The sequence below is a fragment of the Lysinibacillus sp. FJAT-14745 genome (assembly GCF_001275675.1).
Taxonomy (GTDB): domain Bacteria; phylum Bacillota; class Bacilli; order Bacillales_A; family Planococcaceae; genus Lysinibacillus.
Window position 1 is genome coordinate 485,300 of record NZ_LITM01000006.1, and the last position, 26,271, is coordinate 511,570.

Below are 26,271 nucleotides of genomic sequence, written 5' to 3' on the forward strand. Positions count from 1 at the left end.
GAATGGAGGTTCCGTCATGAAAAGTGAATTATTTTATAAAAAACCGAAAACCATTCTGAATAAAGGGACTGGCTTTCTTTCTGGCTATACGCATTCACTAAATCCTTATACAGGCTGTTCATTTGGGTGTTCCTATTGTTATGTACGCGAAATGCCTGTAGCTCTTTTTCGAGAAGGGGAATGGGGAAATTGGGTCGATGTTAAAAACGGAGCTGTGAATTTATTAAAAAAGGAGCTCCATCGCGCCAAAGCCAAAGGGAATGTAACCATTTTTATGTCATCAAGTACAGACCCGTATCAATCAATAGAGCATAAAGAAAAAGTGACGCGATCTTTACTAGAAGTTATGGTAGAAGATCCCCCTGACTTTCTATTAGTACAGACTAGAAGCCCTCTTGTAAGTCGCGATATCGATTTGCTGCAACATTTTAAAGATAAAGTTCGGGTAAGTATGACTATTGAGACAGATTCGGAAACGATACGGAAACATTTTACTCCAAAGGCACCCCCAATCCAGGCGCGCTTTAAGACATTGGAAAAATTAGCAGCTGCGGGAATACCGACCCAAGTTGCTATAGCCCCCATCTTACCGAGTGGGGAATATTTTCCTGAGAAATTGAAGCCATTCGTCAATCGGATATGTATGGATGACTACTTCATGGGCGATGGCAGTGGTGGAAAACGCACAAGAAAACTTGCTATTGAGAAAAAATATGCCCAACTTGGTTTAGAAGAATGGTATGGACCACATGTCATTAAAAAAGTATATAACCGATTTATTGAAATCTTTCCGGAAAATCACGTTTATGTGAGCCGGGCTGGATTTGAGCCGTAAAAAAATAGGAAGTGATTGCATGTTTAAAGATAATGAGAAAAGTGCTGAAAATAAAATGACGAAATTTCGGAATATTGTGATTTTAAATCAATTCTTTATAAATTTGAATTAATGGCGGTGTCTTATGAAAAATAAAAATAATTTTTACAAGCTTTGGCTAGGACAGTCTATAAGTTTGTTGAAGTGAGCTTCAGGAAGCCACTTCTTCAGAGGTGGGAGGAATGAAGTGCATTTTTCTTTATAGAACACATGTAAAAATTCATTGGAAGAGCGTTAAACCTTCAAATGGCATGAATCCGTTTTGATCAATCTTTTTTCAAAATGGTTTTTTTATTTAACGTAAAAAATGGGTTTACGAGGTATTTTTGATCAAACTTAAAACTACATATACGTTTAAACAAATTGTATCCTTTATTTTCAATAATGAACTTATTTTTATCAATAATGGAAAATATAGTGCTTGTTTTGTTAATATTGTATTGATTTGATTAAAAGGAGAGATTTTATGGATTCTAGAGTTCCTATTTCGGTTCAAAAAATTTTAAATGACTATATAACTCTATGTCAAAATAAACTACCGATTACGCTTGAAGGGTTCTATTTACATGGTTCAATTGCTCTTGACGCTTACATAAACGGTTCTAGTGATATCGACTTTATTGCAGTGGTCAATAGATCCTTAACCGAAGAAGATGCGAAAGTACTATCTGATCTTCACAAAGAATTAAATCGAAAATATAAGGATACAGGGATGGATGGATGTTATTTACTTGTTGAGGATATTGGCAAGAAACAGAGTGAGGTTAAAGGCTGTTTAAACGTAAACGAAGGCAAAACTAATTGGAGCAATGATAATATTAACCCAATTACTTGGTGGATTTTAAAAAATAAAGGGATTACCGTTTTAGGGCCGGATATAGCTACATATAACTTCAGTGTAGATGAAAGAGTGCTAAGTGATTATGTTTTAGAAAATATGAACAGTTATTGGTCGAATAGATTAAAAAAAATTAAAAAATATAAAGCATTTTTAATACCAAATAAATTAGTTGATTTAGAAGTAGAGTGGTCAATAACAGGGGTTTTACGACAATTTTACACACTGCAAGAATACGATATTGTTTCGAAAGTAGATGCTTGTAAATATGCATTACATCATTTGCCAGAAGAATTTCACAATATTGTTAACGAAGCCATCAGTATTCGAGAAGGTTCCGATATACGCTATTGTAATTCGAAAAAACAACGCATTGATGACACTATTCGATGTATGGATTATATACTTAAAGATTGTAATAGTATCAAAAAATAGTGAATTGTTTCATTTCAAACGCTACCATTTATAGGAAAATGTGATAAAATTAATTAGTCTTAAATGACAATTTCATTTAGGGGGTAGATATTATGATCAATAATTATGTTAGCGTGATAAACAAAAAGGGGAAATCGTCTTACTAAAAAATTATATAGCGTTTCCTCAAATTGAAGGGGGATAATTATTTGAATCAAGCATTACTTATTATTGATGCTCAGCAAGAATTAATCGATGGCAACGAGAAAGAAAAGACTGTTTATAAAAAAGAACAGCTTATTAGAACTATCAATTTAGTCATTGACAAAGCAAGAAAATCCAATGTTCCAGTTGTCTTTGTAAGGGATCTCGATGTAGCTGAAGGAAAAGGGCATGGGTTCGATATTCATAATGGCATTAGCGTACCTAAGGAAGCTAAGATTTTCGATAAAAAAGCATCGAATTGTTTCCATGGGACTGAACTGCTAAATCATTTGCAAAATCATGATATTAAACATGTTGTTGTAATGGGTTGTTCGACGCAGCACTGTATCGATAGTGCCGTAAGAACAGCGACTATTAGTGGTTTGGATGTCACGTTAGTGGGTGATGGACATTCAACAGCGGACAATGATGTTTTAAGTGCAGAACAAATTATAGAGCATCATAATCATACACTTCATGGTCATTACAATGTCGAACACTTTTCTGTTGTTAGAAATTCAGAAGAAGATTTGTTTCAACCTACACATGATTCGTATAGATAAGAAAAAGTATGTAAAGGCACTCATGATGGGTGCTTTTCTTTTTTTGTCATTTAACATTACCTTAAATAGAATAGATTTTGCGCAACTAAATCTACTAAGGGATCTAATATATGTACAAAATTTGATTATAAGAAAAAGTATGAACGTTTTTAGTAAGCTAAATTGCTGCCATAGTCTTTGCCTTTTAGTTGAACGCAATAACCCGTTCATTAAGCACTGACATTTGTTGTTACCTTATAAGTTTTACATAATTAATCCGAGTACAGAGATAAGGGAAAATAAGGACAGAAATTACTGGGAATTATACCATCTATTGCAAATTACATTCAGTACGTTTAATATATATTAAACATACTAAATGTAAAGAGGTGTCCAATATGGAAAACAATTTATTGAACGATCAGCAGAAGGAATTAATAGAGGATTTTGGAACTTATATAGAATCCTCAGGTGGTGCAAGGACACTTGGAAAGATATGGGGGTACTTGTTGATATCAAGTACGCCAAAGTCACTTGATGATATGGTGAGCGACTTGCAAATTAGTAAAGGCATGGCATCATTGTCCGTTCGACAAGGAGTTCAAATTTCTTTATTTCGTAAAGTAGGGATTCCTGGTAGCAAACGAGATTTCTATCAACTACATTCAGACGCATGGACATCGACTTTGCATACGAGCATTGCACAAGGTGCATTGATGGCACAATATTTGCGTAGAGCGAAGGAGCTAGTTCTTGAGGAACAAGCTGTATCTACAATCGATGAGAGTATCGAGTTTTTTGAATTTGTGATCCAAAAGACAAAGCAAATTTTAGTTCAGTGGGAAGAGCGAAAAGGTGGTAATACAAAGTAGGGGGATATTTTATGCCAAAAGTAAAAGCGAACAATATCACAATCCATTACGAAATTAAAGGTCAAGGTACGCAAATATTGTTTTTGCATGGGAGTGGAGCATCGTGGAAAATGTGGGAGCCTCAATTTGAAGCATTTTCTTCAAACTATCAAATGCTTATGCCAGATTATAGAGGACATGGTGATACAACAAAGGAATTCCCGAATAATAAATATGATCATCATATCATTGTGGAGGATATCAAATGTTTTTTAGATGTACTAGGAATTAGCAAAATTCATGTCGTCGGTTTATCGCAAGGTGGTCAATTGGCTACACTGCTAGCGATAAAATACCCAACATACGTTGATAAGCTCGTAATCTCTAATAGTTTTAGTGAGATGCCTACAATTGCGTCTAGCTGGGTGCTGTCGATATCAAATTTTATATTTAGTCTGCTTCCGTACCGAACAATAATAAATATTATGATGAAATTTTATCAGGATGATCCTTATACGCAACGGATATTAAGAGAGTCTTTTTCGATTGATAAGAAGATGTTGCTTGCGATGAAAAAAGCACCATTTCCAACGCATACAGATCAATTGCATCGAATAAAGTCGCCTACGCTTGTAATGGGTGGTGAAGGAAAAGTTACAACGGGGGTTGATGAAGGGAAAGGATCCCGAACTATTTTTAACCATATTCAAAATGCAAAACTAGCATTATTCAAAAATGCATTCGATCCTTTAAGTACGATGCGCCGAGATATTTTTAATGACATGATTATTGATTTTCTAGAAGATAAGCCTTTGAAGCAATATAAGGATGTAGAAATTTTTAGTAAATAATATAAGAAAGGCGGGATAGTATGACTATATATATTGCGCTTCTTAGAGGAATTAATGTAGGCGGGCACAATAAAATCATTATGGCAGAATTAAGAAGTTCTCTTGAGCAACTAGGATTACATAATGTGAAGACATATATTCAAAGTGGAAACATCCTTTTTGAATCTGACGAAGCCGAGGAACTTTTGCAAACGAAAATTCAGGATAAAATTAAAGAAGATTTTGGAATATCAAGTGTTGTTGTCATTAGGACCGCAGAAGAAATACAGCAGATTGTTAGTCAATCCCCTTTTTCAAATCAGGAGATTTCAGAAGCAGAGCAATCATGTAAAGGGGAATGTCTACATGTTGCTTTGTTGCCGACAGCTCCTTCGAAGGTTAATAGTGACCTGTTTTTATCTTTTACAAATGAAAGAGAACTTAGTGTCATAGATGGAAGAGATGTGTATCTTTTATTTTATGACAGCATTCGAAATTCCAAACTCGGTAATAATCTGAAAAAACTTGAGATTCCAGCAACTGTCCGTAATTGGAAAACGCTCATGAAGCTTTCGAATATGGTCGAAGAGCTCAAACATTAAAAAGTGAATACAAGAAATGAATTATTCAATTGACTTTTTGTATTTTTCCTTTATATTAGAAAAAAATGAAGTAAGAGGGTGATGGATAATGACAAACAAACTTGTAAACAAGTTCTTGCCATTCAGTTTGTCCAATTTCTCTCACTGCTTGTGTACGTTGTAAACTAGACGTATACTCTCTTGAGCGTGGATGAAACCTTGTGACTGCTGAAGGCAAACACGAGGTTTTTTATTATGTAAAAAAACGAGGGAGTAGATTATGTATTTATGAGGTAAAAGGGCCGGTAGTAGTACACGTAACTAAGATATTTGAAAGAGTAGAGGATACGAAAGAGTAGTTTAGTATACGATGCTGGCATTGAAATTGAAATTGCAACTGACGAAAGACACCAGCGTAAAGGTTTAGCTGCGGCAACAGCTGCATTGCTAATTTTAGACTGTTTAGAGCAACGAATTTACCCAAACTGAGATGGGTAAATTTTCCATCAATTAAGTTAGCTGAAAAGTTAGGTTATGTGTTGAAGGAAGAGTATGATACGTATTTTATAGAAAAATAAAGAGCTATAAAATATTCATCTAAAAGGCTGAAGGTTGAAAGTAATGAGTAAAAATGCAATGTGACTTGAAAGCTTAAATGAATCAGAAGGCACGCTCAATGCCATTTGTCGGAGTAAAACAAACATACATTATAAGATCAAAAAATAGAGAACTTCATGATTTGTTCAGAATTTGTTTAGAATGATGTGGTAACCTAGTTATGTCATGGTTAACAAATGAACACGCATAAAAACGGCTAGGTATTCACAAATTTTTTGTGAGCCTAGCTTTTTTTGTTGATGAATTATCACAGTAAAAGTCAATAAAGCTAATTGAACAGAACCTCTATTATTTAGTTAGTTCCAAATAATGGAGGTTCTGTTTTGTGTAGATTATCACTACTAGAGATTTACAATTAATAAATTTGTAAGGAATGAGTAAGAAAAAAGAGATGATCGATCCGTACAATTAAGTACATGAAAGGGGTCTTTTCGGATGGAAACATGTATGTGAAGAAGGGTGAAGTTCTATTGCTTTTTTTGATTGAGAGTGCTGAACGGATATTAACTCATGTTAGCTACTCTCGATTGAAAATATCAATAACATAGCTCTTTATAGGAGTATTTTTAAATAACGAACGGAGAGAGAATCCATGTTTAAACTGATGGAACTAGGATGGAAAAAATATCATTTATCTAAATATTTTACAGGAATAATCATTTTTCTTGTGGCAACCAATCTTCCGGTTAATCTTGTACCGTCTGGATTTAAAGTTGTAAGTGGACTGATGTTTTCAGAGTATATAGGACAAATGCCTATATTGAATATTCTTTTTAAAACAATATTGACGATTATTTTAGCTATTATTTTATTACGTTTAATAATTGATGAATACAAGAATAGTTATAGGCTATCACTATTCAACATAATGAGTATTGTTTATTTTATCATGCAATAACAAACTGAAGAGGAGAGATGGTGCTATGCTACATCTACTAAAGCTGGAATTGAAGAAATGTAACTTAGGTTGGTATGTAAAAGGAGCGATGATTGCAAACGTTATTATAACTGCAGTAGTGTGCTCTGTAATTTATATAGCACAGAGAGAGGGAGATATACCCATTTCAACGTATCAAGATGTTTATGTACTGATTGGTGCAAGCGTGAGGGCAACGTTTATTGTGTTTGCCTCTGTATTAATTGCAAAATTAGTTATTGAAGAATATAAAAACAGAACAATTTTGATTATGTTCTCTTATCCTGTTAGTCGAAAGAAACTGATTGCTAGTAAATTGACCTTGATCGCTTTTTTAACATTCACGACTACGATGCTGTCGAATATCGTTGTCGCTGTTCTATTTTCGATCATTAATAATTATTTTCATATCGTTCCATTTACAATAACTGCAAACCAGTTTATAGGTGAAGTCATAAACATAGTCCCTTTTGCTATTGCCGCAACAGGAACAAGCTTAATTCCATTGTATTTTGGGATGCGTAATCATTCTGTTCCTGCTACTATTGGTTCATCTCTACTCGTGGTGGCAATTGCTTGTTCTTATAACCCAGAAATTTCATTCGTGACCTTCATTCCACTGCAATTAGGGCTTGCTGCAGTTGGAGTAATAATTGCGTATCTAGGAATTCGTAATATTGAAAACGTGGATGCGATGTAACTTGGAGTACGGTAAAACTGAATCGAAAGACTAAGTGAAACGGAAGAGTTTTAGTAATAGATATTGGCGTTTACAATAGAAAATGTAAAGAGAGAACGAACAAGTAATGGGAATGATAATAGGGATTATTACAGGTGCGGTTTTGGGTATCATTTTATTATTAATCAGCATGATATTAATTTGGATAATCAAGGGGTACCGTCAGGAAAATGCGGATTTACAACGTTAAGGAAATTTAATGTGAAAAAGCCGGATTCCAATAGCTATGGAATCCGGCTTTCATGACGTTTTTTAATAAAACCCGTTATTCAACTATCGCGTGTTCGTTAGCTTAAGGTACTTCCGCGATATGAGTAAACAAAGCAAACGAGGTCATTATTTACTTTTATTTAAAGGAACGACTAATTCTAATTCCTTTATTTCTTCACTAAATCCTTCACTATTTGTTCGACTTGGCTTGAGTGTAAATGATTTTGGTATGGTATCCATTGGAGGCAAAGTCAGTACCATATGATGACCATAGTTCCCAATAGCCATGCCTTCCTGTAGTTTTAGTTTATCATATACATGACCATTATCATCGACTACAGAGAAATTAAACCATGGCCAACTATCGTTTTTATCCATTTCGGCAGGGTAATCAATCGTTAGGTCTATTCTTGTTGATAAAGGTGAGAATGTTACTTTGTCGGCTGTTAGTGTATACACTTCATCAACAGTTTGAGTTGTAACTTCTGGATAAAACTCAAATACATCACCTTTTATTTTTTCAAGTGGGAAAGCCACCTTCAACTTGCCTTCATAGCCAAATAAATCTTCTCCATGGACCTCAATCTCAATGTTATCGCCATATTCATTATACTTAGAAAAGGTAAATTGATGATGTTCAATTATTGTTTTCGAGTTTACGTCATCTTGCCCTGTTGAACCCATCGCTGGTTTAACTTCTTGTTGTCCATTAACTGTTATATAGCTAAAGCCGGCCTTTTCTTCTTTCATCGAAAGTTCTTTTTGACCTGTGTAAACAACTGTTACGATTAACCGGTTTCCATCATAAGCTGCTTCTTTTACAGTCATTGTTAAGCCGTTTTTACTATCTTGTTTATCAATTACTGTCGTAAGTTGATCGTGTTCAATTTTATCTGAGGCAATGTCTCTAAAATCTTTATAAATTGGACCAATTAGGGGAACATTTGATAAGGCTTCCGCCATGCCTGTTGAAACAAATCCAGAACCAAGCAAAGATAGACATAACCCACATGCAACCAAGATCGACCGTTTTGTGGTTCTTCCGGATTTTCTTTTTTTCTTGGCTTGAAAGATAGCCGCCTTCTCCCTAGCCATTAGCTTTTCAACAGGTACATTTATGTTGTCGATGGATCGATTGAATTTGTCTTTATTCATAAAGATAGCCCTCCTTTAAAATGGGTCTTAACTCTTTTTTCGCCCTATTTAAGTGTGATTTCACGGTTCCTTCCGGGTAATTCATAATGGTGGCAATTTCCTTAATGGACAAATCGTGATAATACCTCAACAAAATAATGGTCTTAACAGTAGGATTTAAGAATTTAAATGCTTCTGATAAATCCATCGAATGCATGATAAAATCAACATTTTCAGAAGCGATTAATTCAGTAAAGATTTCCTCATTATCTGTAGTAAAATGGCGAGACTCTTTCCGAATAAAATCAATCGATTTAAAAACTAGAATTTTTGTAATCCAACTCGAAAAATGTTCAGGCTTTTTTAATGTCTTTATTGAAATATAGGCTGTATAAATTGTTTCTTGATAGACATCAAGAGTATCTTGTTCATTTCTAACATATGCATAGGCTGTTCGATACAGCTTTTGTCGAACAGAATCAATCAGTTGTTCAAATGCTTCATCATCACCCTTTTTTGCTTTTTTCACTAATTTTGCTATATCCATTTTGGTTCTCCTCTCCGTTACACAATAAAGTCGAATGAGGAAGTAAATTGGTTGCAAAATAATTAAATATATTAAAATTGTTATCCATTATCTTTTTCCATTTCCTTTAGCCTACGATAAAATGCCGCCTGACTGATTCCTGTAATTGCACATATCTCCTTTACAGTTTTATTGGTAGTTTTACGTAATTCAATGGCATGATTCATACCTTGATGCTTATCTGTATATTTTTTAACTCTTCCTCGATATTTCCCCTTTTGCTTGGCCAATTTAATTCCTGAACGTTACTTCTCTTTAATCATTTCTCGATCTAGTTCACTAAAGGCTGCCATTACCGTTAAAAAGAATTTACCAGTTGGTGTTCTGGTATCTATTCCTAAGTTAAAAATAACAAAGTGTATATCTCTTTCTCTAAGTTGTTCAACTAACTGCAGTAACTGAATAGTGTTTCGACCAAGACGATCCATTCGTGTCACAACTAATGTATCATTAGGAGCTACCTTGGAAAGAAGTTCATCTAAAAGTGGCTTTTGTTTAGAAACGCCACTTATTTTCTCCTCCACAAGTTCATCTACTCCGTATTTTGTAAGTTGATCAATCTGGCTATCTAGATTTTGATCTTGTGTACTTACTTGAGCATATCCATAAATCATTTTTATCCCTCTTTTAATCTATAATTTTGATAAGTGTTATTGAGAGTCTATTAAGCTAATAATATCAAGGAGCCAATGTCTTCATACATGCGCCATTGAGACACATTGGCTAGTTGCTTATATGAATCTCTAAGAAGAAAAATACAAAGAGGATTGAATAAAGGAGAAGCCATGAATGGACTGGCAAGAGATATTTTCTTTGGAAAACAAGGAGAGCTTAGGGAGCGAACCATACAGCATCAGCTTCAAAGAGCCAGTGCATTAAATATAATTATCAATGCCATCAGTATCTGGAATACTCTACATCTAACAAAAGCAGTTGAATATCAAAAACAAACAGGTAGTTTTAATGAAGATTTATTGCACCATATGTCACCTTTAGGCTGGGAACATATTAATTTATTAGGAAATACCATTTTAATTCGGAGAAAATAGTCTCGTTAGATTCTTTAAGACCACTGAAACTTTCTTAACGTTGTTAAAAACAGAGGAATCGTCAGGGAAATGGCCTTAGCGTTGTAAATCCTCATTTTCCTGACGGTACCCTAGCAAGAGAAAACAACAAGAGAATCGCTATGCAATATGGATCATGGTTGCAGGTCTTTTGGCGTAAGACCTTTGTTGGGGGGTTCGAAAGATTTTAATGGTTCCATATAAAAAGAAAAAATTATGGGTATATATGCGAAATCATAAATTTCCCTTTATGTTCTTTGTTTGATAACGTATAAGAAAGGAGGCGGTAAGATGAAAATTTTTGATGCACACTTTCACATTATTGATTTTGATTACCCTATTACTGAAAATCAAGGATATGTACCACCTAGCTTTGTTGTAGAGGATTATCAAAAAGAAACAGCGACTTATCATATTGTCGGTGGTGCAATTGTATCAGGTTCTTTTCAAGGTTTTGACCAAGATTATTTAGTGAATGCTTTAGAGAAAATGGGTTCTGCATTTTGTGGTGTTACGCAGCTACCATTTTCAGTGACGGATGATAAGATTATGGATTTACATAAAAAAGGTGTAAGGGCACTACGATTCAATGTGAAGCGTGGCGGCTCTGAAGATTTAACGAAGCTCGATTATTTTGCGAGACGTGTGTATGATTTAGTTGGCTGGCATAGTGAATTATATATCGACGCAAAAGATTTGCCTGAAATTGCACCAACGATTGAAAAATTACCGGCGATTTCAATTGATCATTTAGGGTTATCCGAAGAAGGCTTACCTCATTTGATGCGACTCTTAGAAAAAGGTGTACGAGTAAAGGCGACTGGTTTTGGTCGTGTAGAGCTCGATGTAGAACAAGCTTTGAAATCAATTCATGCTGTCAATCCAGAGGCGTTAATGTTCGGCACAGACTTACCTTCCACACGAGCAAAAAGACCTTTTGCTTATGCAGATATCGAACTAATTCAAGAATTGTTTGATACAAAGTCAGCTGAGAAAATTCTTTATCAAAACGCGATGGATTTTTATTTCAAGTGATTTTTTAAGAAGTACCTTTATTACGCATTTAAATCGCAAATTGCCTTTCACAACTATTGTGGAAGGCAATTTGCGATTTGAGAACAATAGAGAGCGTAATGGTTTTCGAAGCTTTTGAAAGTTAAATAATGTTATTACTGCAACATGTTTCAACAATCAAGTAACATCTTGAAAAATGACAACAGGAATAGAACGTTAATTACACTAATACCTGTTGCCAACAGTCTATAATAATCAATTGAGTTACAATTTAATCGAAACAGTTTTAGTTCAAACTCCCAGCATCGTTACTTTCTTTTAAAATATCTTCTTTCTTTATATTTGCAATAAATACACCTATTAAAGTAATCAAGCCACCTGTTACGGCAGAAAAATGTGGAACCTCACCAAGCCAAATCCAGGCGATAAGAAATGCAAAAACAGAGGTTAAATAAAGGGTACTTGTTGCTTCAGCAGCTCCTGTTCGTGAGGTAACATAAGCTAGCGTAAAATAAGGAATGATTGTTGGAAAAATGCCAAGATACAAAATAATGAATGTTGCATTTAACGGGGCATTCGAAATTGCTTCACCTAGGCCAGGTGAGAATAGGAGCATAAAAATAGTACCTGACCAAATGGCGTACATTGTGAAGGGAATAGCCCCATATTTTTTTAGATAACGATGTTGAAAAACAAAGTAAATACTTTCTGAAAGGGATGCTATTAAAACGATGATAATCCCAGAATTAAAAGAAAAACTTGCAGTTGAACCTCCTACTGAAATAAATGCTACACCAGAAAAACTAAGCAGCGAACCTACCCATCCCCATAATCCAAGCTTCTCACGATAAAAGAATACAGCTAACAGAGCAGTGAATATAGGGGTTGTGGAAACAAGTAAACTTGCAACGCCAGCACTAATCGTTTGCTCTCCATAATTTAGTGCTACTTGATACACGGTGAAACCTAAAAAGCCAAGTAATAAAATAATAGGGATATCTTTTAACGCAGGTAAAGGAATTTTTGTAATAACTGCGATGATTACTAAGACGAATGAGCCGACTAATAATCGTAAAAGAGATATATGTTCAGGTGAAAAAGCCGTCAAGGCCACTCGTATTCCTGGAAAAGCTGATGCCCATAAAATGATTGTTATGAAATGAGCAGAAATAATTTTAAGATCTAATGTTTTTAACATGAATACACCTCGTTATCCAACCAATTAAATTTATATTTTCAATATTAATAGGATTTTGGTAAAATTTCTCCAACAGGTTAAAATGAAAAAAACCAACCAGTTTAACTTCTTTCAGCGGGTAGCTAAACATCCGCTGAAAGAAGTTAAAGCCTCCGGCGGATGTCACGGAATCGGAAAGGAGTTCTTTGTGCCAGCACAAAGCCGATTCCAGACACAATTATGCCAAGGCATAATTGAATTAGATGAGGGCGTACATATGAAAAAACCAAAATATCAATTGATTATTGATTTTATAAAAGAAAAAATTGCAAAAGGGGAGTGGGCGATTGGTAGTCCCATACCAAGTCAACGTAATCTGGCAAAACAGTTTGAGGTTAATCGTAGTACAGTTATAACAGCATTAGAGGAACTAATGGCGGAAGGCTTAATTGAAGGTAAAGCAGGTAAGGAAACAGTGGTCACCAATAATACTTGGACTTTAATGGGGGCAAAATCCTTAACGAACTGGAATGAAAATGTCACTTTAGGCATTCATAAACCTAGCGTTACGATGGTACAGGAGATTAACGAAGCGGAATCGAATACGAATCTTATTCAATTGAGTAAAGGGGAGCTATCACCAGAGATGTTCCCTTTAGAAGAGATGAAATTCATTGTTCAAAAGGTATCGAATCAATTAACCTCGTTTGGCTATGAAGAGCCAAAAGGAAATATAAAATTACGGCAAGCCATTAGTGACTATTTAAAGGTAAGAGGGGTCGAAGCGTCTCCGTCGTCCATTCTCGTAGTTTCTGGTGCGCTCCAAGCTTTACATCTAATTTCAATTGGACTCCTAAAACGAGGTTCAACGGTATTACTAGAAATGCCGTCCTATCTTTACTCGTTGACTGTTTTTGAGTCTGCGGGGATGGAGTTGCAAGGATTAGCGATGGACAATGAGGGAATTATCATAGATTCTATTTATCCGATAAAGGAAAAAGGGAAGAATATTTTATATACGATTCCAACTTTCCACAATCCAACAGGTGCCTTAATGCAAGAAGACAGACGGGAAAAATTAATGGCCTACTGTGAAAGAGAGCAATTGCCAGTTATAGAAGATGATGTGTACCGTGATTTATGGATTGATAATCCACCACCTAAACCACTAAAAGCCATGGACCATTACGGGAATGTATTATATGTTGGAAGTTTATCAAAAACTCTCAGTCCAGGATTGCGAATTGGTTGGATTGTTGGCTCGGAGTCAGTCATTAATCGATTAGCAGATTTAAAAATGCAGTCCGATTATGGATCAAGTACTCTTTCACAACTCGTTGCCGCAGAGTGGCTATCTAGTAATTTCTATGATGAACACCTTGATAAAGTAAGAGAACAACTTAGGATTCGTAGAAAAGTGGCATTAGATGCAATGGACAAATTTTTGAGTCCGTACGCTACATGGGACATCCCAAAAGGTGGATTGTTCATATGGATGAAAATAAAACCTGAATTTAAAGTAAAAAGACTATTTGAAAAAGCATTATCCAACAATATTCTTCTAAATCCTGGTAGTATTTATGCTGAAAAGTCAGGACAGTTTATACGAATCTCCTATGGCTATGCTGCACTCGATGAAATTAACGAAGGCATATTCCAATTAAGTGAAATTGTTAAAAATCAATAGATCGTAATGGAGGGTTTAAATGAAAATACTAAACAAATTGCCAAAAAGTAACCCAAATTTACATGTGGACTTAATTAAAAATGGTTGGATTCCAATGAAAGAACCTAAAAATTTAATAAGTGCTATATTGTTATCGATCCCATTAATGATTATAGCTTCAATGATTTCTATTGGGGTAATAAATATTTTTTCTAGTATTTCTTTGAGAGATTTTGGATTTACATCTGGTGGAATATCAATAACCATTAACTTAAGCGTTATTTTGGGGCTAGTCTTACTATTAATCATTCACGAATTACTTCATTTGATGTTCATTCCTAATTTTATGAAATCAGAAAAAACTTCTGTAGGGCTTACTCTGTTCGGGGGTTTTGTAGTTTCGGAAGAAGAGATTTCAAAATCAAGATATATCGTCATTACGATTGCCCCTTTTTTGATCATTTCGATAATATTCCCACTAATTTTAAGTGTATTTGGACTTTTAACAACAACATTAAAGTTCTTGATCATACTAAACTCCATAGGATCGTCAGTGGATTTACTAAATCTTCTACTTATCATGAAACAGGTACCGAAAAATGCAACTATAAAAAGTAATGGACCAAACACTTATTGGAAAAACGCTCAGACTAAACAAAAATGCTAAAGATAGCTTTGCTCTGTGCGAAAGCGAAGCGACAGCAACAAAGCGCCCAGTTGGAACAGAATTCAACTACACGTTATGATGATGATCAATATTTTTCATTAGGCTAGACCTTTCATATATTTCGTTACATTCCCTAAACAACAACTACCTTGAGGATTGTTTATCTCGCAGCCACAGCGGTTTTCTTTTATATTTGCACGAATATGTTCTAATGGATTAGGCGTAAATTCATTTTCAACATATTGTTTAATTTTTTCTTTAGTCCAATCAAAACAATAACAAACCGGTGTACTTAATGAATCATCCTTTTGATGTACTTCTACCTTTATATCAGCTAGAAGGTACTCTTTATTACTCGTATCAAAATAAGCGACATGACAATCTTTAGTAGCACAAAAATAGTGATTTTCCTTAGCATTTATTGATCCTAATACAGATGGTTTCATCATTGATTTAATTGTTATTAGCTGCACATTTTTAGCTTTATTTTTGCAAGAAGGACATACAATAGCGTTTTCATTTACATTTTTTTTATGGCTACTTTCACAACAGTTTCCCATCATTTTTCCACCTTTACTTATTATTTTTAGTCTCTAAAAGTTTCAATAACAGGATAATCGCACATCATTTTTTTTGGTTAGGATTCATAATTCATCTTATATTAAGTATAAACCATTATGCTAAGGTACAGGGTAAAGAAAATTAATAATTATTTGAAAACAAGATCGTGAACACGTATGAAAAAATGACGAGTTACTTACATAAATTGCACTGCAATTATATTCTTTTACAATAAACGCTGTTAAGGCATTTGTCCGTGGTCATGATTGGTTAACAGTAGATGAATTACTACAAAATGTCGGGGCTCACTACTCGAATCCAAAAGCATTCTTAAGGCTACATTGCAAACAAAGTGGAATGAAGATTGATATGGAAGAATAATTATTTAACGAAAAAAAGGGAGATTTATAGAGTAGAAAATAGTAAAATATATAAGCTGATAGCCAAAAGAGTATTTGTTTGGAAATTTTACAAGTGTTAACGAAAATGAACAAACACTTCGAGGTTCATGTCAGAAGGATAATGAATTAAACGTGAAGAGGGGGCTATTGGAAATGTTTATAGTGGCAATATTGATTACTTTAATTTTCGGCAGTATTTCTTATATGCTGTTGAAGCATCCTGAGGGTGCTATACAGCTGAGTTCCTTTTCAGATGATTTCAAAAAGAAACCATTTTTAAAAATGTTCCTAAAGTTTATGGGTTGGTGGTTTTTATTACTTGTTATAGCAGCGTGGATTGTTGCATTCATCTCCCTGTTTGAATGAGCTTTTTGAGGAAATTTGACTGAATGAAAAAAGCTGTAGCGGAGTAATACGCTACAGCTAAAAATTGGTTATGCCCATCAATGACTTGTTCATATAAGCATAATAATACATAAGAAGGGCAAGTATAGCTATATTTGGTTATTAAACTCATATTGGAAGATACACATGCGAAGGGCGTCTCGATATTTACCTTCAGTAAAAAATTCTTCTTTAAGTTCTCCCTCAATATGAAATCCAGCTTTTTTATAAATGTAAATGGCTTTTTCGTTTTGTTTATCAACAATTAAATATAGTTTGTGTAGATTTAAAATATGAAAGGCGTATTTCATTGCCAAAATAGTAGCAGAATAGGCATATCCTCTTCCTTGGGAATTAGGATCAATAATAATTTGAAATTCTGCATTACGATGGATTAGGTCAATTTCAACTAATTCAACTAATCCAAGAATTTCCTTTTCTTTTTCAACTATAAAACGTCTTTCACTTTGTTTATGGATATGCTTTTCAAATAAATCTTGTAGTTCTACAAAAGATTCATAAGGTTCTTCAAACCAATATGACATGATTCTAGAATCATTATTTAATTTATGAACATATTTTAAATCTTCTCTTTCTAACGGTCTTAACTTAATACTTTCTGACATAATCGATGTTCCTCCCAAATTTATAAAAATGTATGTTTTACATACAAACAATTATTCTAGGTATAAACTATATGCTGTATAGTAACTATATAGTCAAGGAACCAACGAAAAAAATACTTTTCAGAGGTATATGGTAAAATAAGCGGGGAATTATTCCAGAAAATGTATTGCTTCATATCTTCAAACCTTTGTACCGTGGAGAGTACTCTCGTAATCGTCAAACAGGAGGTTCGGCTCTTGGATGAACGATTGCTATGCATATTTTTGTCTTTCTCTGCCAAACCCGTTTGATGTACCTCAGGAAAGATGTTTAGTGACTCTGTTAAGAAGACAGGGAGATTAATAAAAATGCTTTAAGCAGCGCCCCTTTGGCCAAGTTTACAATACAAATTTAGTGAAAAGAAGGTAGATTAGTATTTATGTTCTCAGGATTTGAATGGTTACCGAAAAAATGGGGCAAAAGAAAAGTTTCGGAACGGTTTCTTCAAGCGAAATTTACTGAAGAAGGTAAAGGGATTACGATTACTACATATGCTATTGATTTATATATAATATCGATTCCTTTAGAAGTGAAAAAATATAATTCACTTTAATGTCGGCAGAGTGTCAACAAATTTTGTTGACATTTTTTTCTATACAGCTTAGGTTCAATGTTTTAGTCTTAATTTGAAAGTGATGTTTTTAGATAAGTTGTTTTTGTTTTAAAATGCGAAAATAACAAACATCCAATAATAACAATCAATCCCCCAATCCCTTGCGTCCAAGAGATGCTCTCTCCTAAAAATAAAAACGCTAGAAGTGCCGTGAAAATCGGATTGAAATTAAGGAAAACACCGGATGTTGTAGCCCCTAATTTTTGAATACCAATGTTCCAAAGTACCATACAAACGACAGTGGAGATTAACCCTGTATATAAAAGGGATAGTATAAAAGATTGATTAACATTAGAAACGGTAAAATCCCTAAAGTTAAACGGCAATAGTACAAGAAGTCCAAATATTCCTGAATACAAATTAGCCATTAGTGGCGAGGTAGTTTTCATCGCCCATTTACTACAAACAGAATAAATTCCCCATACACATACAGCTGCAAGCATCCATAAATCACCCAAATTAAAATGGAAAGACAATAATAGGCCGATATTCCCCTTTGACAGGACGAGAAGAACACCGAACAGTGAAAGAAGCATTGCAAGTGCTTGAAGTATATTTATCTTTTCTTTTAGAAAGACAAATGAAAAAAAAGCAATTGAAATTGTATTTAATGTTGAAATGAGGCCAACATTCGTCGAGGTAGTTCTTTCCAATGCTAAAAATTGAAAGATATTGAACAATACCACACCTGTAATGCCCATTAACAATAATGGAAAAAGGGCCTCTCGGGAGGGAAGCAATCTTTTTTCTTTCCACCAAACCATTGGAAGAAGTACAGCGACGGCAATGAGCCATCTTAAGCTCGTCAATGTTAAGGGAGAGGCATGATCGACAAGAGATTTGGCAACTACAAAATTGCCTCCCCAAAGTAAACTAGTTAATAGCATTAATAAAACATAGACATTCGGCAAATAACGTTCTCTCCTTTGATTCTCGTATGTATAAATCGAGTTATATTAGATAAAAGAATAATAACATTTTCGCTTTTTGTGCAGTATAAAATTTTGTATAATGAATAAAAATCAAAATAATAGTAAGAAAAAGAGGGTTTTACAGAACAAAATTAATTATAACCTTCGAATATAGATGGAATTTCGAAGAATAAAAGGAGAGAAAATAGCATGAAAGATATTGATAGAAAATTATTAGATAGCGTTGATACTCAAATACTAGATATTTTACAGAGAGAAGTTCAAATAAGTAATGCAGAGATAGCGAGACGTGTGAATTTGTCTCCACCGGCAACACATGCAAGGATAAAACGTCTAGAAAGTGAAGGATTTATTGACAAACAAGTTGCCATTTTAAATCATGAGAAACTGGGATTCGATTTACTGTGCTACGTTTTCATGAGTACAAATATTCATCAAGCTAAGGAATTAGAAGCTTTGGAAAATGCTTTAAAAACAATGACAGAAATATTAGAATGTCATTGTTTAACGGGAGAGTATGATTATCTATTAAAGGTTATTATAAGAGATCGAAAAGAATTAGATCGCTTTATAAGAAAATTAAATAGGCTGGGTATTTCCCGCATTCAAACTAACTTATCTTTAAGAGAAGTTAAATATTCTACAGTTTTACCAATATCAGAGGATGAACAGTAGAAGTTCTTCCGAGCACTGTGGATTTTTAGCTTCGTTGCATATGGTATAGGTAAAAACTCAAGCATAATAGGAGGCATTATGAAAACATTCATATACATGGTACGACACGGCGATTCACCAAAAGACGGAAATGAGAGAACGAGAGAATTAACTGAAAAAGGTAGAATAGACGCTCAACGACTAACTGATATTCTACAAAAAGAGGACATTGATACAGTTATTTCAAGCCCGTATAGTCGTTCAATCCTAACTGTTCAGAAAATAGCTGAACAAATAGAAAAAGAAGTAATTATAATGGAAGATCTTAAAGAGCAAATTTTTAATGCAGAAGAGAAACGCATCTCTGACAAGGAATTATACCCTTTATTAGAAAAGTCATTTTCTGACCCAACCTATGCTTTAAAAGGGGGCGAGTCGAATGCTGACTGTCAGCAACGTGCTATAAAAGTTTTAAAAGAATTATTAAACACCTATCAAGGACAGAAAGTAATCATTGGCACACATGGGGCTGTAATGACTTTAATGATGCAGTTTTATGATAGTAGATACGATTTGAATTTTTTACTGCATACATCAAAACCAGACATATACAGAATGGAATTCGAGGGGCAAGAATTGGTTGATGTAAAAAGATTGTGGGAGATTTAACTACTTTCAGCAGAATAATAAAGAAAAGCATGGCATTGATTACTATATTGTTTGTACCTAAAATATGTACCCTTTTCAAAATTTTTGGTTCATCACTAAAAGTCGTGGATGACTTTTGGTAAAACGTATACTATGTAAATAAGTTGATTGAAGTGGAGAATGGGCGACTCCTTGGGGATTAGCGTCACAGATGAGACCCTGCAGCGAAGCGAAGCGGCTCATCGGACGCCCCCAGGAAAGCGCCCAGTCGGAACGGAAATCAACCACACGTTTTGGTGATGAGCCAAATTTTTGTATATCGTAATATAACAAAAATTGTATGTATAATACAGACAATTACTGAACAATTTGTGTAAATCTTAAAACAATCTGGGTTACTATAGGTGAGCCGATGATGATAAATAAACTGTTCAAAAATAAGAAACAAGGTAGATGATACTGAACGCTTTGAGGAAAGTAACTAAAAGGGTCACCATGCTGGGGCGACCCTAAAATCGGAAATGTTAATACCCTCTATGCATAAAAGTAGCGCCGATAATAATTAGAAGTATAAATAGAACAACAATTAAGGCAAATGTTGAACCATTACCATATCCGCGACCATAGCCGCATCTATTATTTATACCACCAATGTTTCCGTAGTATCCCATAAAATATCCCTCCTTTCTACAATCTATAATATGTAAGTTATAGAGAAGGAGTGGGGGTGTTAAACCATTTAGCTGTAGGCATTAAAAAATATATTTTCGTGAGATAAGACAATAAAAAAGGGTCACTTGGGATAGGAGTGACCCTTAGAAAAAAGTTTCGGAGGTGTAAGGCTAAATTAGCTTTACCTTACTATTATTATGAAGTGATAGCTATGTTTGTATAGTGAATTGCCTGTGAAAAAGATTTATAAAAAAGTTGCAGCGTCGTCACACGCTACAGTAAACTAATGAACAATATGAACATTATCAAGACCTAATTTTAAAAAAGATAGAAAATTTAAAGGGTTTTACATATTAGATATGACTAATATGTAGAACCCTTTCTTCTTTTACTAAAGCACTCCGTTAGCTTAGTAAATCAAATGGGAAGTATCATTAAATTTGTTTACAACATTTTGCTGAAAACTATTTTGACTGAGAACTGTAATCCCACCTACTGACGATGAAAAGTATGCATTAACTATCATTTCTGGCTCAAATTTCATCCACCATGCAAGTATGTAACCCAAAGTTCCTCCGTGTGTGACAATCAACAGGTTTTTATCCTTTTCTGATTCATATATCCTATCCATACAACAGCAAACCCGACTATAAAATTCTCCCCAGCTCTCACCATCTTGAAATTCCTGATAATCTAAATCAAATCCACTTCTTGTTCGGGGGTTTCTATTTGCTCTTGCCCAATCTTTTGTTTTTCCTGCGGCGACACCAGTATTTATTTCACGTAGTCCTTTATCTTGAATGACATCTAAATCTAAATGTGTTCTAACTATCTCCGCTGTTTGTTTAGCTCTGAGTAAATCCGAAGAATATAAAACAAAATCATCTTTATTTACTTTTTCTTTCAAGCACTTTCCGACAATTTCAGCTTGAGTTTTTCCAAAATCAGTTAATGGAGTATCTGTCCAACCACCAGACATATTATTTATGTGATGTTCGGATTGACAATGTTGAACCAAAATAATTTTATTCAATTCTATTCTCCTTATTTAAATTGATTTTTTTCTATTTCAAATTTGTATTCTATTATTTTCATCTGTAATCCTTCTTGCACTAAACTGTTTAATATAAGTGAAATACTTCAAATTCAATATAACATTGTTAATAGGGGGCATGGTAAACCTTTTACGGTTTGAGGTAAAAAGAGAAACCATTATTTATTTCGCAAAGATACATAAATTATCAAGAAAACAAGTGAACCAACTGATTTATTTGAATATAATGTTTGAAACTAAAAGAATAAGGGAGACGGTGTAATGAGCGAAATAGATAAACGAAACAGATTAGGTGAAGAACCATTTGCTTATCAAATAACGAAAAAGGGAACGATAGTAATATATTATGAAGGTAAACAAATTAAAATTGTAAAGGATAGGGAAGCCGAGCGTCTTATCGCAAGAATCAATGAAGTTAAAGAAGATATAACTGCAGTACAGTTATTGTTAGCTAAAATTACGGGTAATTTTAAACGTGGTAATGAGAAATTTGGGAAAAATAAAAGAAAATAAATCAGGTGTGTTGATTAACCATTTTTATACATCCAAAGAGGCTGATTTCCGCTACGGGCTACTCACTTTGTTGCTGACGCTTCGCTTTCGCACAGAGCAAAGCTTCCTGCGGGCGAGCGTCGAGCCGCTTCCTCCGCTTCGCTCCGTGCAGGGTCTCGGGCCAACACGATGTTGGTCACGAAGGCGTTATCACAGGATGTGATGGTTTTAGCCTTCGTTCCTCTATCGCTTTCCCGCGGGAGTCGAGTAGCCCTACGCTACAATCAGTTAAAATGGAAATATATTGGCAAAGTGGTAACGAAAAAATCCTTTTATCGCTCAACAATAAACTTATTTTTTCCTAATCAACACGCCTGATCTATTTATATTTTACAGTAACTTCCTGACTATAATTGTGTGAAATACGTGTAATGAAACGCTTATTTTATTACTAATTCATTTGGTCCTTTCCAAGGGTAAGTGAATATTTGAAATTATACGTAGCAAAGGAAGCTTGAAGAATGCGAAAAGTGACTGAGCAAAGCGATTGGTATGTAGAGCAAAGCTGAATTTGATAGGATTCACCGAGGTGTATCTAAGCACAAGAAACTTTTTTATTAAATACAAAAAGGCTGACAAGCTACTCAGCCTCTTGTTAGGAAAATAATAAGTAATAATGCATAAACAAAAAGGATAGATTATACTTACAGCCTCTAGCCCTATAACGGGGAATATCCGAGCTTATTAAGAGCTAAAGCCATTTGATAGTATCCTCTACTATTAGGGTGAACTCCTCCTGATGATATAAAAGCTTTTTCATTTCCCTTAAATACACTATAGATATCAGCTACTTTAACATTCATTTCCCGACCAAAACTTTTAATCAATGAATTAAACGCTCTAATCCCCTCATCTGCTATAGGAATATCGCTAAATGGATTGTATAAATTCTGTAACCGTAAAATATATTTATCTTGTTTGTCTAGATGATGAATTCTTTCTAATATTTTTGAGATGTTTTTCCCTGCTTGCTTAATAGCACGAGATACACTTTCTTCGTTTTTATTGATTTGAAATTTTTTAGCAGCGTTGATTAAATCATTCCCTCCAGCTGTGATCGTGATGATATTTGCACACTTTACAGCTTCCGTCACAATCGGGGCATTAAGTATAGTTAAAACATCCTCTGTCGTTGCTCCGGACCTTGCGAATTTTTGATGAAAAATTCGCTTTTTTAATATTTGCTGGCTTAGACATCTGTAATATTCAACAAATCCAGGGTCCAAAAACGGAACACCGATACCAACAGTAAGGGAATCGCCTATCGCAAGATAACGTAAATGATTGAAATCCATATTTCACCTCAACTAATTAGTTATAATTCTTATCATATTCAGCGAAATGTGGATGGGAAGCATTAAAAAGAATGGGGAAACGATGCCTAGACAAAGATAGCAATTCTCGTCACAAAGAATCGATAAAAAAATTATCATTACTTCTTTTTAAACTGAAATTGACACAGTAACTTGTATAGTTTAGCTTTTTTAGACATCAAAAAATCTCACTTACTTATGATAAGGTTCTCCTTAGTGTTAAGGATTGTCAGAACTAATTGTTGGAACTATAAAGATCTTGGTGGTTGGTACAGTGAGACAATTTGAGGGGAATGTGCAGTAAAAAAGCTGATTAGAATATTCAAATCAGCTTTTGGTTTTTAGCTTTTTTCCGTTTCCTCTTTTTTGCTTCTAAGTAGCAATGCCATGAATAAAAAACTTGCTACCCAAAAGGAAAAGAGAAAATTTTCAAGCAAAGGCAAATTACCGTTTTTGAAATAATCCCAAACAGTAGTAAATAAAAACAGTGTGACAAAGAAAGCGATATATAAGCATTTTCCGAATGTCGTCAATTAAAGCACCTCTTTATGTAATAATAGGAAATAAAAATATAAATTGTAGCTGTGAATAGAAAAAGGGTCGCTGATATAGAAAGAATTACTCTAAGTAACAAATGGGGAGGTCATGACGGTCAACTAACGCCACAACCTAATAAGTGCGTGCGATACACTCAATATTAATTTGTGCAAATTGATGATACTTATACATTAAAAATGCCGCTGCTTTTGCAGAATCAAAGAGAAGTTCGAAAAAAGAATGATTAAGGTTAAAAAAACGATAAACGATGGCTGCAATAAAAGCTGGATATGCTCCTGATAGCGCTCATGTAAGAGGGAGTAAGCTAGTAAGGTTGCCGCTGAAATCCGTAGACTGAAAGGTGAACAAGGGAAAGGGATATTTTTAGATGCTATGGATGTTTTAGATAAATACATCCGCATCGCATTTGCTGATATTACCGAATACGTTTCATTTGGTCAACGAGGGCAACAAGTCATTGGTATGCATGGACCTTTAGTGGACAAGGGAACTAAAAAGCCTATAATAGAAACGGTGAATTTTGTGGACTTGAATAAATCATCACATATAGATGGTGCTATCGTAACAGAAGTAAAACAGGGGAAAGATAGTATTGGAATCAAGTTAGCTGACAAAATGAAAGCATTAGATTTTCAGGCTAAACACTTTGATTTACTTGGTGACAGAGAACAACGACAATTACATAATGAACAAGCAAGATTGAACATTGATAAAACGAAAGTAGAAATAGAAAAGCTTGGTTCAGATGACCAAAACGGACCGATTGAAATTAAGATTGTTAGCAAAAAAGAGAATGATATTATACAAGAAATATTGGCGTTTGCGAAATAATCATTTTTCTGCATAAAAAAAGCAACCTTAATTGGCTGCTTTCTTATCGTTTTGTTCTAATCCTAAAGCATCTTTAAGAGACGCTTGAAGAATCTGAGAAAAATTTAAACCAGCATCTTCAGCAGCATCTCTTAACCAACGAGGTAATGTGCAGTTCTTTGTGACAGCTTTATTTGCTGCCTCGTTTCGATATGGTGGCATGTAAACATCTACAAAGATAATTCGATCAGTCGAGTCGAATAACTCGATCTTGTCAGGAGTTGAAGGTACTGGAATTGGTAAATCCTTCTCTTCTAATTCAAGAATACGAAATGCCAACATCTCTTTTGCTTCTCGGATGCCTGTTAAAATATCTTCAGCAGTAATCGCTGTACCTGGGAAATCAGGAAAGTACATTGAGTAATTGCTTTCAGCTACTTCAGCAACAACTGGGTAAACGAAATGATTTGGGTAACTCATTTGTTAAATACCCCAATTCTAATTTATTTTTTGTATTTCTTTATTTAATTTCGTTAGAAGGTAAAGTAATGGGTGAAACAGAGAGGGGTTAGAAATTAACCCCTGATGTCTGCTCGATACTCTTTAGAGTACCACGTTTGATAACTTGCAGACTTTATCTCATGTGTAACATGGCGCAAACAAGCTGAGAACCTAGCTAACTTCATGAAGAAAGGTAACTTAATAGGTTTGGAAGGGCGAATCCAAACAGGCAGTTATAAGGGGCAGGATGGCAAGCGTGTGTACACTACAGACGTTGTAGCCGATAGTATTCAATTTTTAGAACCACGTTCAAACGGCACAGGAGGCTCACAGAACAATTCAAACTATGAATCTAGTACAAATACAGGTGGAACGTATAAAGGCGGTTCACAGGGCAATTATGGAGGAAATAATAACCAGCCGAATTATGCAAGAGTGGATGAAGATCCGTTTGCTAATAGTAAGGGGCCGATTGAGGTTTCAGACGACGATTTACCATTCTGATTTTGGTTGAACAGGGAATAAGGAGCCAACACAGACCCGTATTACCTTATAACATACTATTTTTATTCGAATACTAGGAGGAATTATAATGCAAAATCAAATGATTAATCTAGACAACTTCGCTGGTGGAGCAGTAACAGAAAAATTAAATGCTGAGTTGCAAAAGGTCTTAGCTAACATTGCTGACCCGAATACAGATCATAAGAAAGCTCGTAAAGTTAGCATGACAATGACTTTGAAAGCAAATGAAAGTCGAGGTTTAGCAACAGTTACTGTAGATGTGAAATCAACTCTTGCACCAAGTAAAGGTGTAGAAACTCAAATGATGATTGATTTTGATAGCAAAGGAAATGTAGTAGGTGCTGAATTAAAATCTGGTATTCCTGGACAAACGTACTTCGATGGTGATGGTGTTAAAACTGACACTGGGGAGCCGGTAGAAAAGGTTGAAAATGCGCAGCCTTTAAAAGTTGTGCAGTTCAAATAAATCAAACAAAAAAATAAAAAAATTAAATGAAAA

At 34.5% G+C, this 26,271-nt stretch carries 27 protein-coding genes and 5 pseudogenes; 21 read left to right on the forward strand and 11 right to left on the reverse strand.

Annotated features, from left to right (window positions below; genetic code table 11):
• The first annotated feature begins 16 nt into the window (after positions 1-16).
• From AMS59_RS12350 to AMS59_RS12385, 9 genes and pseudogenes are all read left to right on the forward strand, one after another.
• Entirely contained in the window at positions 17-835 is an 819-nt protein-coding gene (locus tag AMS59_RS12350; protein WP_053484035.1) for a spore photoproduct lyase family protein, read from the forward strand.
• Between the two features lie 505 nt (positions 836-1,340).
• Complete coding sequence (locus AMS59_RS12355; protein WP_053484036.1) at positions 1,341-2,147, forward strand: aminoglycoside adenylyltransferase domain-containing protein; 807 nt, start codon at positions 1,341-1,343, stop codon at positions 2,145-2,147.
• Positions 2,148-2,335: 188 nt separating this feature from the next.
• The gene (locus AMS59_RS12360; protein WP_053484037.1) at positions 2,336-2,893 is read left to right on the forward strand and encodes a cysteine hydrolase family protein; all 558 of its coding nucleotides are present in this window, start codon (positions 2,336-2,338) and stop codon (positions 2,891-2,893) included.
• Positions 2,894-3,270: 377 nt separating this feature from the next.
• Positions 3,271-3,744 (forward strand): GbsR/MarR family transcriptional regulator, encoded by a 474-nt coding sequence (locus AMS59_RS12365; RefSeq protein ID WP_053484038.1) that lies wholly within the window; start codon positions 3,271-3,273, stop codon positions 3,742-3,744.
• 11 nt (positions 3,745-3,755) lie between these two features.
• Positions 3,756-4,574 carry an alpha/beta fold hydrolase gene (locus AMS59_RS12370; RefSeq protein ID WP_053484039.1) on the forward strand — a complete coding sequence of 273 codons (819 nt, stop codon included), beginning with the start codon at positions 3,756-3,758 and terminating at the stop codon, positions 4,572-4,574.
• A 20-nt stretch (positions 4,575-4,594) separates the two neighbouring features.
• The gene (locus tag AMS59_RS12375) at positions 4,595-5,155 is read left to right on the forward strand and encodes a DUF1697 domain-containing protein (RefSeq protein ID WP_053484040.1); all 561 of its coding nucleotides are present in this window, start codon (positions 4,595-4,597) and stop codon (positions 5,153-5,155) included.
• A gap of 342 nt (positions 5,156-5,497) precedes the next feature.
• Positions 5,498-5,712: pseudogene (locus tag AMS59_RS24235) on the forward strand (GNAT family N-acetyltransferase); the annotation flags it as partial.
• 632 nt (positions 5,713-6,344) lie between these two features.
• Positions 6,345-6,650: a hypothetical protein gene (locus AMS59_RS12380; protein WP_053484041.1), complete on the forward strand. Its 306-nt coding sequence runs from the start codon at positions 6,345-6,347 to the stop codon at positions 6,648-6,650.
• Between the two features lie 25 nt (positions 6,651-6,675).
• Positions 6,676-7,368: an ABC transporter permease gene (locus AMS59_RS12385; RefSeq protein ID WP_053484042.1), complete on the forward strand. Its 693-nt coding sequence runs from the start codon at positions 6,676-6,678 to the stop codon at positions 7,366-7,368.
• Between the two features lie 375 nt (positions 7,369-7,743).
• Here the strand turns inward: AMS59_RS12385 and AMS59_RS12390 are convergent, their stop codons facing one another.
• The 3 genes and pseudogenes from AMS59_RS12390 to AMS59_RS26700 all read right to left on the reverse strand — a co-directional run bounded on the left by AMS59_RS12390 (position 7,744) and on the right by AMS59_RS26700 (position 9,951).
• The gene (locus tag AMS59_RS12390; RefSeq protein ID WP_053484043.1) at positions 7,744-8,772 is read right to left on the reverse strand and encodes a DUF4179 domain-containing protein; all 1,029 of its coding nucleotides are present in this window, start codon (positions 8,770-8,772) and stop codon (positions 7,744-7,746) included.
• A complete protein-coding gene (locus tag AMS59_RS12395; RefSeq protein ID WP_000350214.1) occupies positions 8,765-9,298 on the reverse strand; it encodes a sigma-70 family RNA polymerase sigma factor in 534 nt (177 codons plus the stop codon). Before AMS59_RS12395 ends, AMS59_RS12390 begins: the two co-directional genes overlap by 8 nt.
• An 80-nt stretch (positions 9,299-9,378) precedes the next feature.
• Positions 9,379-9,951: pseudogene (locus tag AMS59_RS26700) on the reverse strand (recombinase family protein).
• A 123-nt stretch (positions 9,952-10,074) separates the two neighbouring features.
• On the opposite strand from AMS59_RS26700, the pseudogene AMS59_RS12405 reads away from it, so the two are divergent.
• A pseudogene (locus tag AMS59_RS12405) lies at positions 10,075-10,424 on the forward strand (Tn3 family transposase); the annotation flags it as partial.
• A 271-nt stretch (positions 10,425-10,695) separates the two neighbouring features.
• Positions 10,696-11,439: an amidohydrolase family protein gene (locus AMS59_RS12410; RefSeq protein ID WP_053484044.1), complete on the forward strand. Its 744-nt coding sequence runs from the start codon at positions 10,696-10,698 to the stop codon at positions 11,437-11,439.
• 265 nt (positions 11,440-11,704) lie between these two features.
• On the opposite strand, the gene AMS59_RS12415 is transcribed toward AMS59_RS12410, so the two are convergent.
• Positions 11,705-12,616: a DMT family transporter gene (locus AMS59_RS12415; RefSeq protein WP_053484045.1), complete on the reverse strand. Its 912-nt coding sequence runs from the start codon at positions 12,614-12,616 to the stop codon at positions 11,705-11,707.
• Positions 12,617-12,872: 256 nt separating this feature from the next.
• Here AMS59_RS12415 and AMS59_RS12420 point away from each other — a divergent pair, with 256 nt between their 5' ends.
• Positions 12,873-14,282, forward strand: a complete 1,410-nt coding sequence (locus AMS59_RS12420) for a PLP-dependent aminotransferase family protein (RefSeq protein WP_053484160.1) — start codon at positions 12,873-12,875, stop codon at positions 14,280-14,282.
• 19 nt (positions 14,283-14,301) lie between these two features.
• Positions 14,302-14,928: a DUF3267 domain-containing protein gene (locus AMS59_RS12425; protein WP_053484046.1), complete on the forward strand. Its 627-nt coding sequence runs from the start codon at positions 14,302-14,304 to the stop codon at positions 14,926-14,928.
• Between the two features lie 98 nt (positions 14,929-15,026).
• Here AMS59_RS12425 and AMS59_RS12430 read toward each other — a convergent pair whose 3' ends face one another.
• Entirely contained in the window at positions 15,027-15,488 is a 462-nt protein-coding gene (locus AMS59_RS12430; protein WP_053484047.1) for a copper chaperone Copz family protein, read from the reverse strand.
• Between the two features lie 555 nt (positions 15,489-16,043).
• On the opposite strand from AMS59_RS12430, the gene AMS59_RS12435 reads away from it, so the two are divergent.
• A complete protein-coding gene (locus AMS59_RS12435) occupies positions 16,044-16,256 on the forward strand; it encodes a hypothetical protein (protein ID WP_053484048.1) in 213 nt (70 codons plus the stop codon).
• Between the two features lie 128 nt (positions 16,257-16,384).
• Here AMS59_RS12435 and speG read toward each other — a convergent pair whose 3' ends face one another.
• Positions 16,385-16,900, reverse strand: coding sequence for a spermidine N1-acetyltransferase (gene speG / locus AMS59_RS12440; protein WP_053484049.1), 516 nt, complete (start codon positions 16,898-16,900; stop codon positions 16,385-16,387).
• Between the two features lie 419 nt (positions 16,901-17,319).
• Here speG and AMS59_RS25845 point away from each other — a divergent pair, with 419 nt between their 5' ends.
• On the forward strand, positions 17,320-17,493 hold the full coding sequence (locus AMS59_RS25845; protein ID WP_199777737.1) for a hypothetical protein: 174 nt from the start codon (positions 17,320-17,322) through the stop codon (positions 17,491-17,493).
• A gap of 68 nt (positions 17,494-17,561) precedes the next feature.
• Here AMS59_RS25845 and AMS59_RS12445 read toward each other — a convergent pair whose 3' ends face one another.
• Positions 17,562-18,440, reverse strand: a complete 879-nt coding sequence (locus AMS59_RS12445) for a DMT family transporter (protein WP_082337495.1) — start codon at positions 18,438-18,440, stop codon at positions 17,562-17,564.
• 234 nt (positions 18,441-18,674) lie between these two features.
• On the opposite strand from AMS59_RS12445, the gene AMS59_RS12450 reads away from it, so the two are divergent.
• Both AMS59_RS12450 and AMS59_RS12455 read left to right on the forward strand, forming a co-directional pair.
• Positions 18,675-19,160: an Lrp/AsnC family transcriptional regulator gene (locus tag AMS59_RS12450; RefSeq protein ID WP_053484051.1), complete on the forward strand. Its 486-nt coding sequence runs from the start codon at positions 18,675-18,677 to the stop codon at positions 19,158-19,160.
• A gap of 78 nt (positions 19,161-19,238) precedes the next feature.
• On the forward strand, positions 19,239-19,808 hold the full coding sequence (locus AMS59_RS12455; RefSeq protein WP_053484052.1) for a histidine phosphatase family protein: 570 nt from the start codon (positions 19,239-19,241) through the stop codon (positions 19,806-19,808).
• Between the two features lie 503 nt (positions 19,809-20,311).
• Here the strand turns inward: AMS59_RS12455 and AMS59_RS24245 are convergent.
• The gene (locus tag AMS59_RS24245; RefSeq protein ID WP_082337479.1) at positions 20,312-20,458 is read right to left on the reverse strand and encodes a YjcZ family sporulation protein; all 147 of its coding nucleotides are present in this window, start codon (positions 20,456-20,458) and stop codon (positions 20,312-20,314) included.
• Positions 20,459-20,868: 410 nt separating this feature from the next.
• Complete coding sequence (locus AMS59_RS12460) at positions 20,869-21,492, reverse strand: histidine phosphatase family protein (protein WP_053484053.1); 624 nt, start codon at positions 21,490-21,492, stop codon at positions 20,869-20,871.
• A 282-nt stretch (positions 21,493-21,774) separates the two neighbouring features.
• Between AMS59_RS12460 and AMS59_RS12465 the strand changes: the two genes are divergently transcribed.
• Positions 21,775-22,026, forward strand: a complete 252-nt coding sequence (locus AMS59_RS12465; RefSeq protein ID WP_053484054.1) for a hypothetical protein — start codon at positions 21,775-21,777, stop codon at positions 22,024-22,026.
• Positions 22,027-22,724: 698 nt separating this feature from the next.
• Here AMS59_RS12465 and AMS59_RS12470 read toward each other — a convergent pair.
• Positions 22,725-23,360, reverse strand: coding sequence for a GDSL-type esterase/lipase family protein (locus AMS59_RS12470; RefSeq protein WP_053484055.1), 636 nt, complete (start codon positions 23,358-23,360; stop codon positions 22,725-22,727).
• Between the two features lie 897 nt (positions 23,361-24,257).
• Here AMS59_RS12470 and AMS59_RS12480 point away from each other — a divergent pair.
• Positions 24,258-24,767: pseudogene (locus tag AMS59_RS12480) on the forward strand (terminase small subunit); the annotation flags it as partial.
• Positions 24,768-24,794: 27 nt separating this feature from the next.
• Here AMS59_RS12480 and AMS59_RS12485 read toward each other — a convergent pair.
• Positions 24,795-25,226: a type II toxin-antitoxin system HicB family antitoxin gene (locus AMS59_RS12485; RefSeq protein ID WP_053484058.1), complete on the reverse strand. Its 432-nt coding sequence runs from the start codon at positions 25,224-25,226 to the stop codon at positions 24,795-24,797.
• A gap of 147 nt (positions 25,227-25,373) precedes the next feature.
• On the opposite strand from AMS59_RS12485, the pseudogene ssb reads away from it, so the two are divergent.
• Positions 25,374-25,751: pseudogene (ssb, locus tag AMS59_RS12490) on the forward strand (single-stranded DNA-binding protein); the annotation flags it as partial.
• A gap of 88 nt (positions 25,752-25,839) precedes the next feature.
• A complete protein-coding gene (locus tag AMS59_RS12495; RefSeq protein ID WP_234007756.1) occupies positions 25,840-26,238 on the forward strand; it encodes a replication terminator protein in 399 nt (132 codons plus the stop codon).
• Positions 26,239-26,271 lie beyond the last annotated feature (33 nt).

What these genes read in the sequence shown, in the direction of transcription:
- AMS59_RS12350 (WP_053484035.1), top strand. Translation starts at nt 17, where the DNA reads ATGAAAAGTGAATTATTTTATAAAAAACCGAAAACCATTCTGAATAAA.
- AMS59_RS12355 (WP_053484036.1), top strand. Translation starts at nt 1,341, where the DNA reads ATGGATTCTAGAGTTCCTATTTCGGTTCAAAAAATTTTAAATGACTAT.
- AMS59_RS12365 (WP_053484038.1), top strand. Translation starts at nt 3,271, where the DNA reads ATGGAAAACAATTTATTGAACGATCAGCAGAAGGAATTAATAGAGGAT.
- AMS59_RS12370 (WP_053484039.1), top strand. Translation starts at nt 3,756, where the DNA reads ATGCCAAAAGTAAAAGCGAACAATATCACAATCCATTACGAAATTAAA.
- AMS59_RS12375 (WP_053484040.1), top strand. Translation starts at nt 4,595, where the DNA reads ATGACTATATATATTGCGCTTCTTAGAGGAATTAATGTAGGCGGGCAC.
- AMS59_RS12380 (WP_053484041.1), top strand. Translation starts at nt 6,345, where the DNA reads ATGTTTAAACTGATGGAACTAGGATGGAAAAAATATCATTTATCTAAA.
- AMS59_RS12385 (WP_053484042.1), top strand. Translation starts at nt 6,676, where the DNA reads ATGCTACATCTACTAAAGCTGGAATTGAAGAAATGTAACTTAGGTTGG.
- AMS59_RS12390 (WP_053484043.1), bottom strand. Translation starts at nt 8,772, where the DNA reads ATGAATAAAGACAAATTCAATCGATCCATCGACAACATAAATGTACCT.
- AMS59_RS12395 (WP_000350214.1), bottom strand. Translation starts at nt 9,298, where the DNA reads ATGGATATAGCAAAATTAGTGAAAAAAGCAAAAAAGGGTGATGATGAA.
- AMS59_RS12410 (WP_053484044.1), top strand. Translation starts at nt 10,696, where the DNA reads ATGAAAATTTTTGATGCACACTTTCACATTATTGATTTTGATTACCCT.
- AMS59_RS12415 (WP_053484045.1), bottom strand. Translation starts at nt 12,616, where the DNA reads ATGTTAAAAACATTAGATCTTAAAATTATTTCTGCTCATTTCATAACA.
- AMS59_RS12420 (WP_053484160.1), top strand. Translation starts at nt 12,873, where the DNA reads ATGAAAAAACCAAAATATCAATTGATTATTGATTTTATAAAAGAAAAA.
- AMS59_RS12425 (WP_053484046.1), top strand. Translation starts at nt 14,302, where the DNA reads ATGAAAATACTAAACAAATTGCCAAAAAGTAACCCAAATTTACATGTG.
- AMS59_RS12430 (WP_053484047.1), bottom strand. Translation starts at nt 15,488, where the DNA reads ATGGGAAACTGTTGTGAAAGTAGCCATAAAAAAAATGTAAATGAAAAC.
- AMS59_RS12435 (WP_053484048.1), top strand. Translation starts at nt 16,044, where the DNA reads ATGTTTATAGTGGCAATATTGATTACTTTAATTTTCGGCAGTATTTCT.
- speG (WP_053484049.1), bottom strand. Translation starts at nt 16,900, where the DNA reads ATGTCAGAAAGTATTAAGTTAAGACCGTTAGAAAGAGAAGATTTAAAA.
- AMS59_RS25845 (WP_199777737.1), top strand. Translation starts at nt 17,320, where the DNA reads ATGTTCTCAGGATTTGAATGGTTACCGAAAAAATGGGGCAAAAGAAAA.
- AMS59_RS12445 (WP_082337495.1), bottom strand. Translation starts at nt 18,440, where the DNA reads ATGCTATTAACTAGTTTACTTTGGGGAGGCAATTTTGTAGTTGCCAAA.
- AMS59_RS12450 (WP_053484051.1), top strand. Translation starts at nt 18,675, where the DNA reads ATGAAAGATATTGATAGAAAATTATTAGATAGCGTTGATACTCAAATA.
- AMS59_RS12455 (WP_053484052.1), top strand. Translation starts at nt 19,239, where the DNA reads ATGAAAACATTCATATACATGGTACGACACGGCGATTCACCAAAAGAC.
- AMS59_RS24245 (WP_082337479.1), bottom strand. Translation starts at nt 20,458, where the DNA reads ATGGGATACTACGGAAACATTGGTGGTATAAATAATAGATGCGGCTAT.
- AMS59_RS12465 (WP_053484054.1), top strand. Translation starts at nt 21,775, where the DNA reads ATGAGCGAAATAGATAAACGAAACAGATTAGGTGAAGAACCATTTGCT.
- AMS59_RS12470 (WP_053484055.1), bottom strand. Translation starts at nt 23,360, where the DNA reads ATGGATTTCAATCATTTACGTTATCTTGCGATAGGCGATTCCCTTACT.
- AMS59_RS12485 (WP_053484058.1), bottom strand. Translation starts at nt 25,226, where the DNA reads ATGAGTTACCCAAATCATTTCGTTTACCCAGTTGTTGCTGAAGTAGCT.
- AMS59_RS12495 (WP_234007756.1), top strand. Translation starts at nt 25,840, where the DNA reads ATGCAAAATCAAATGATTAATCTAGACAACTTCGCTGGTGGAGCAGTA.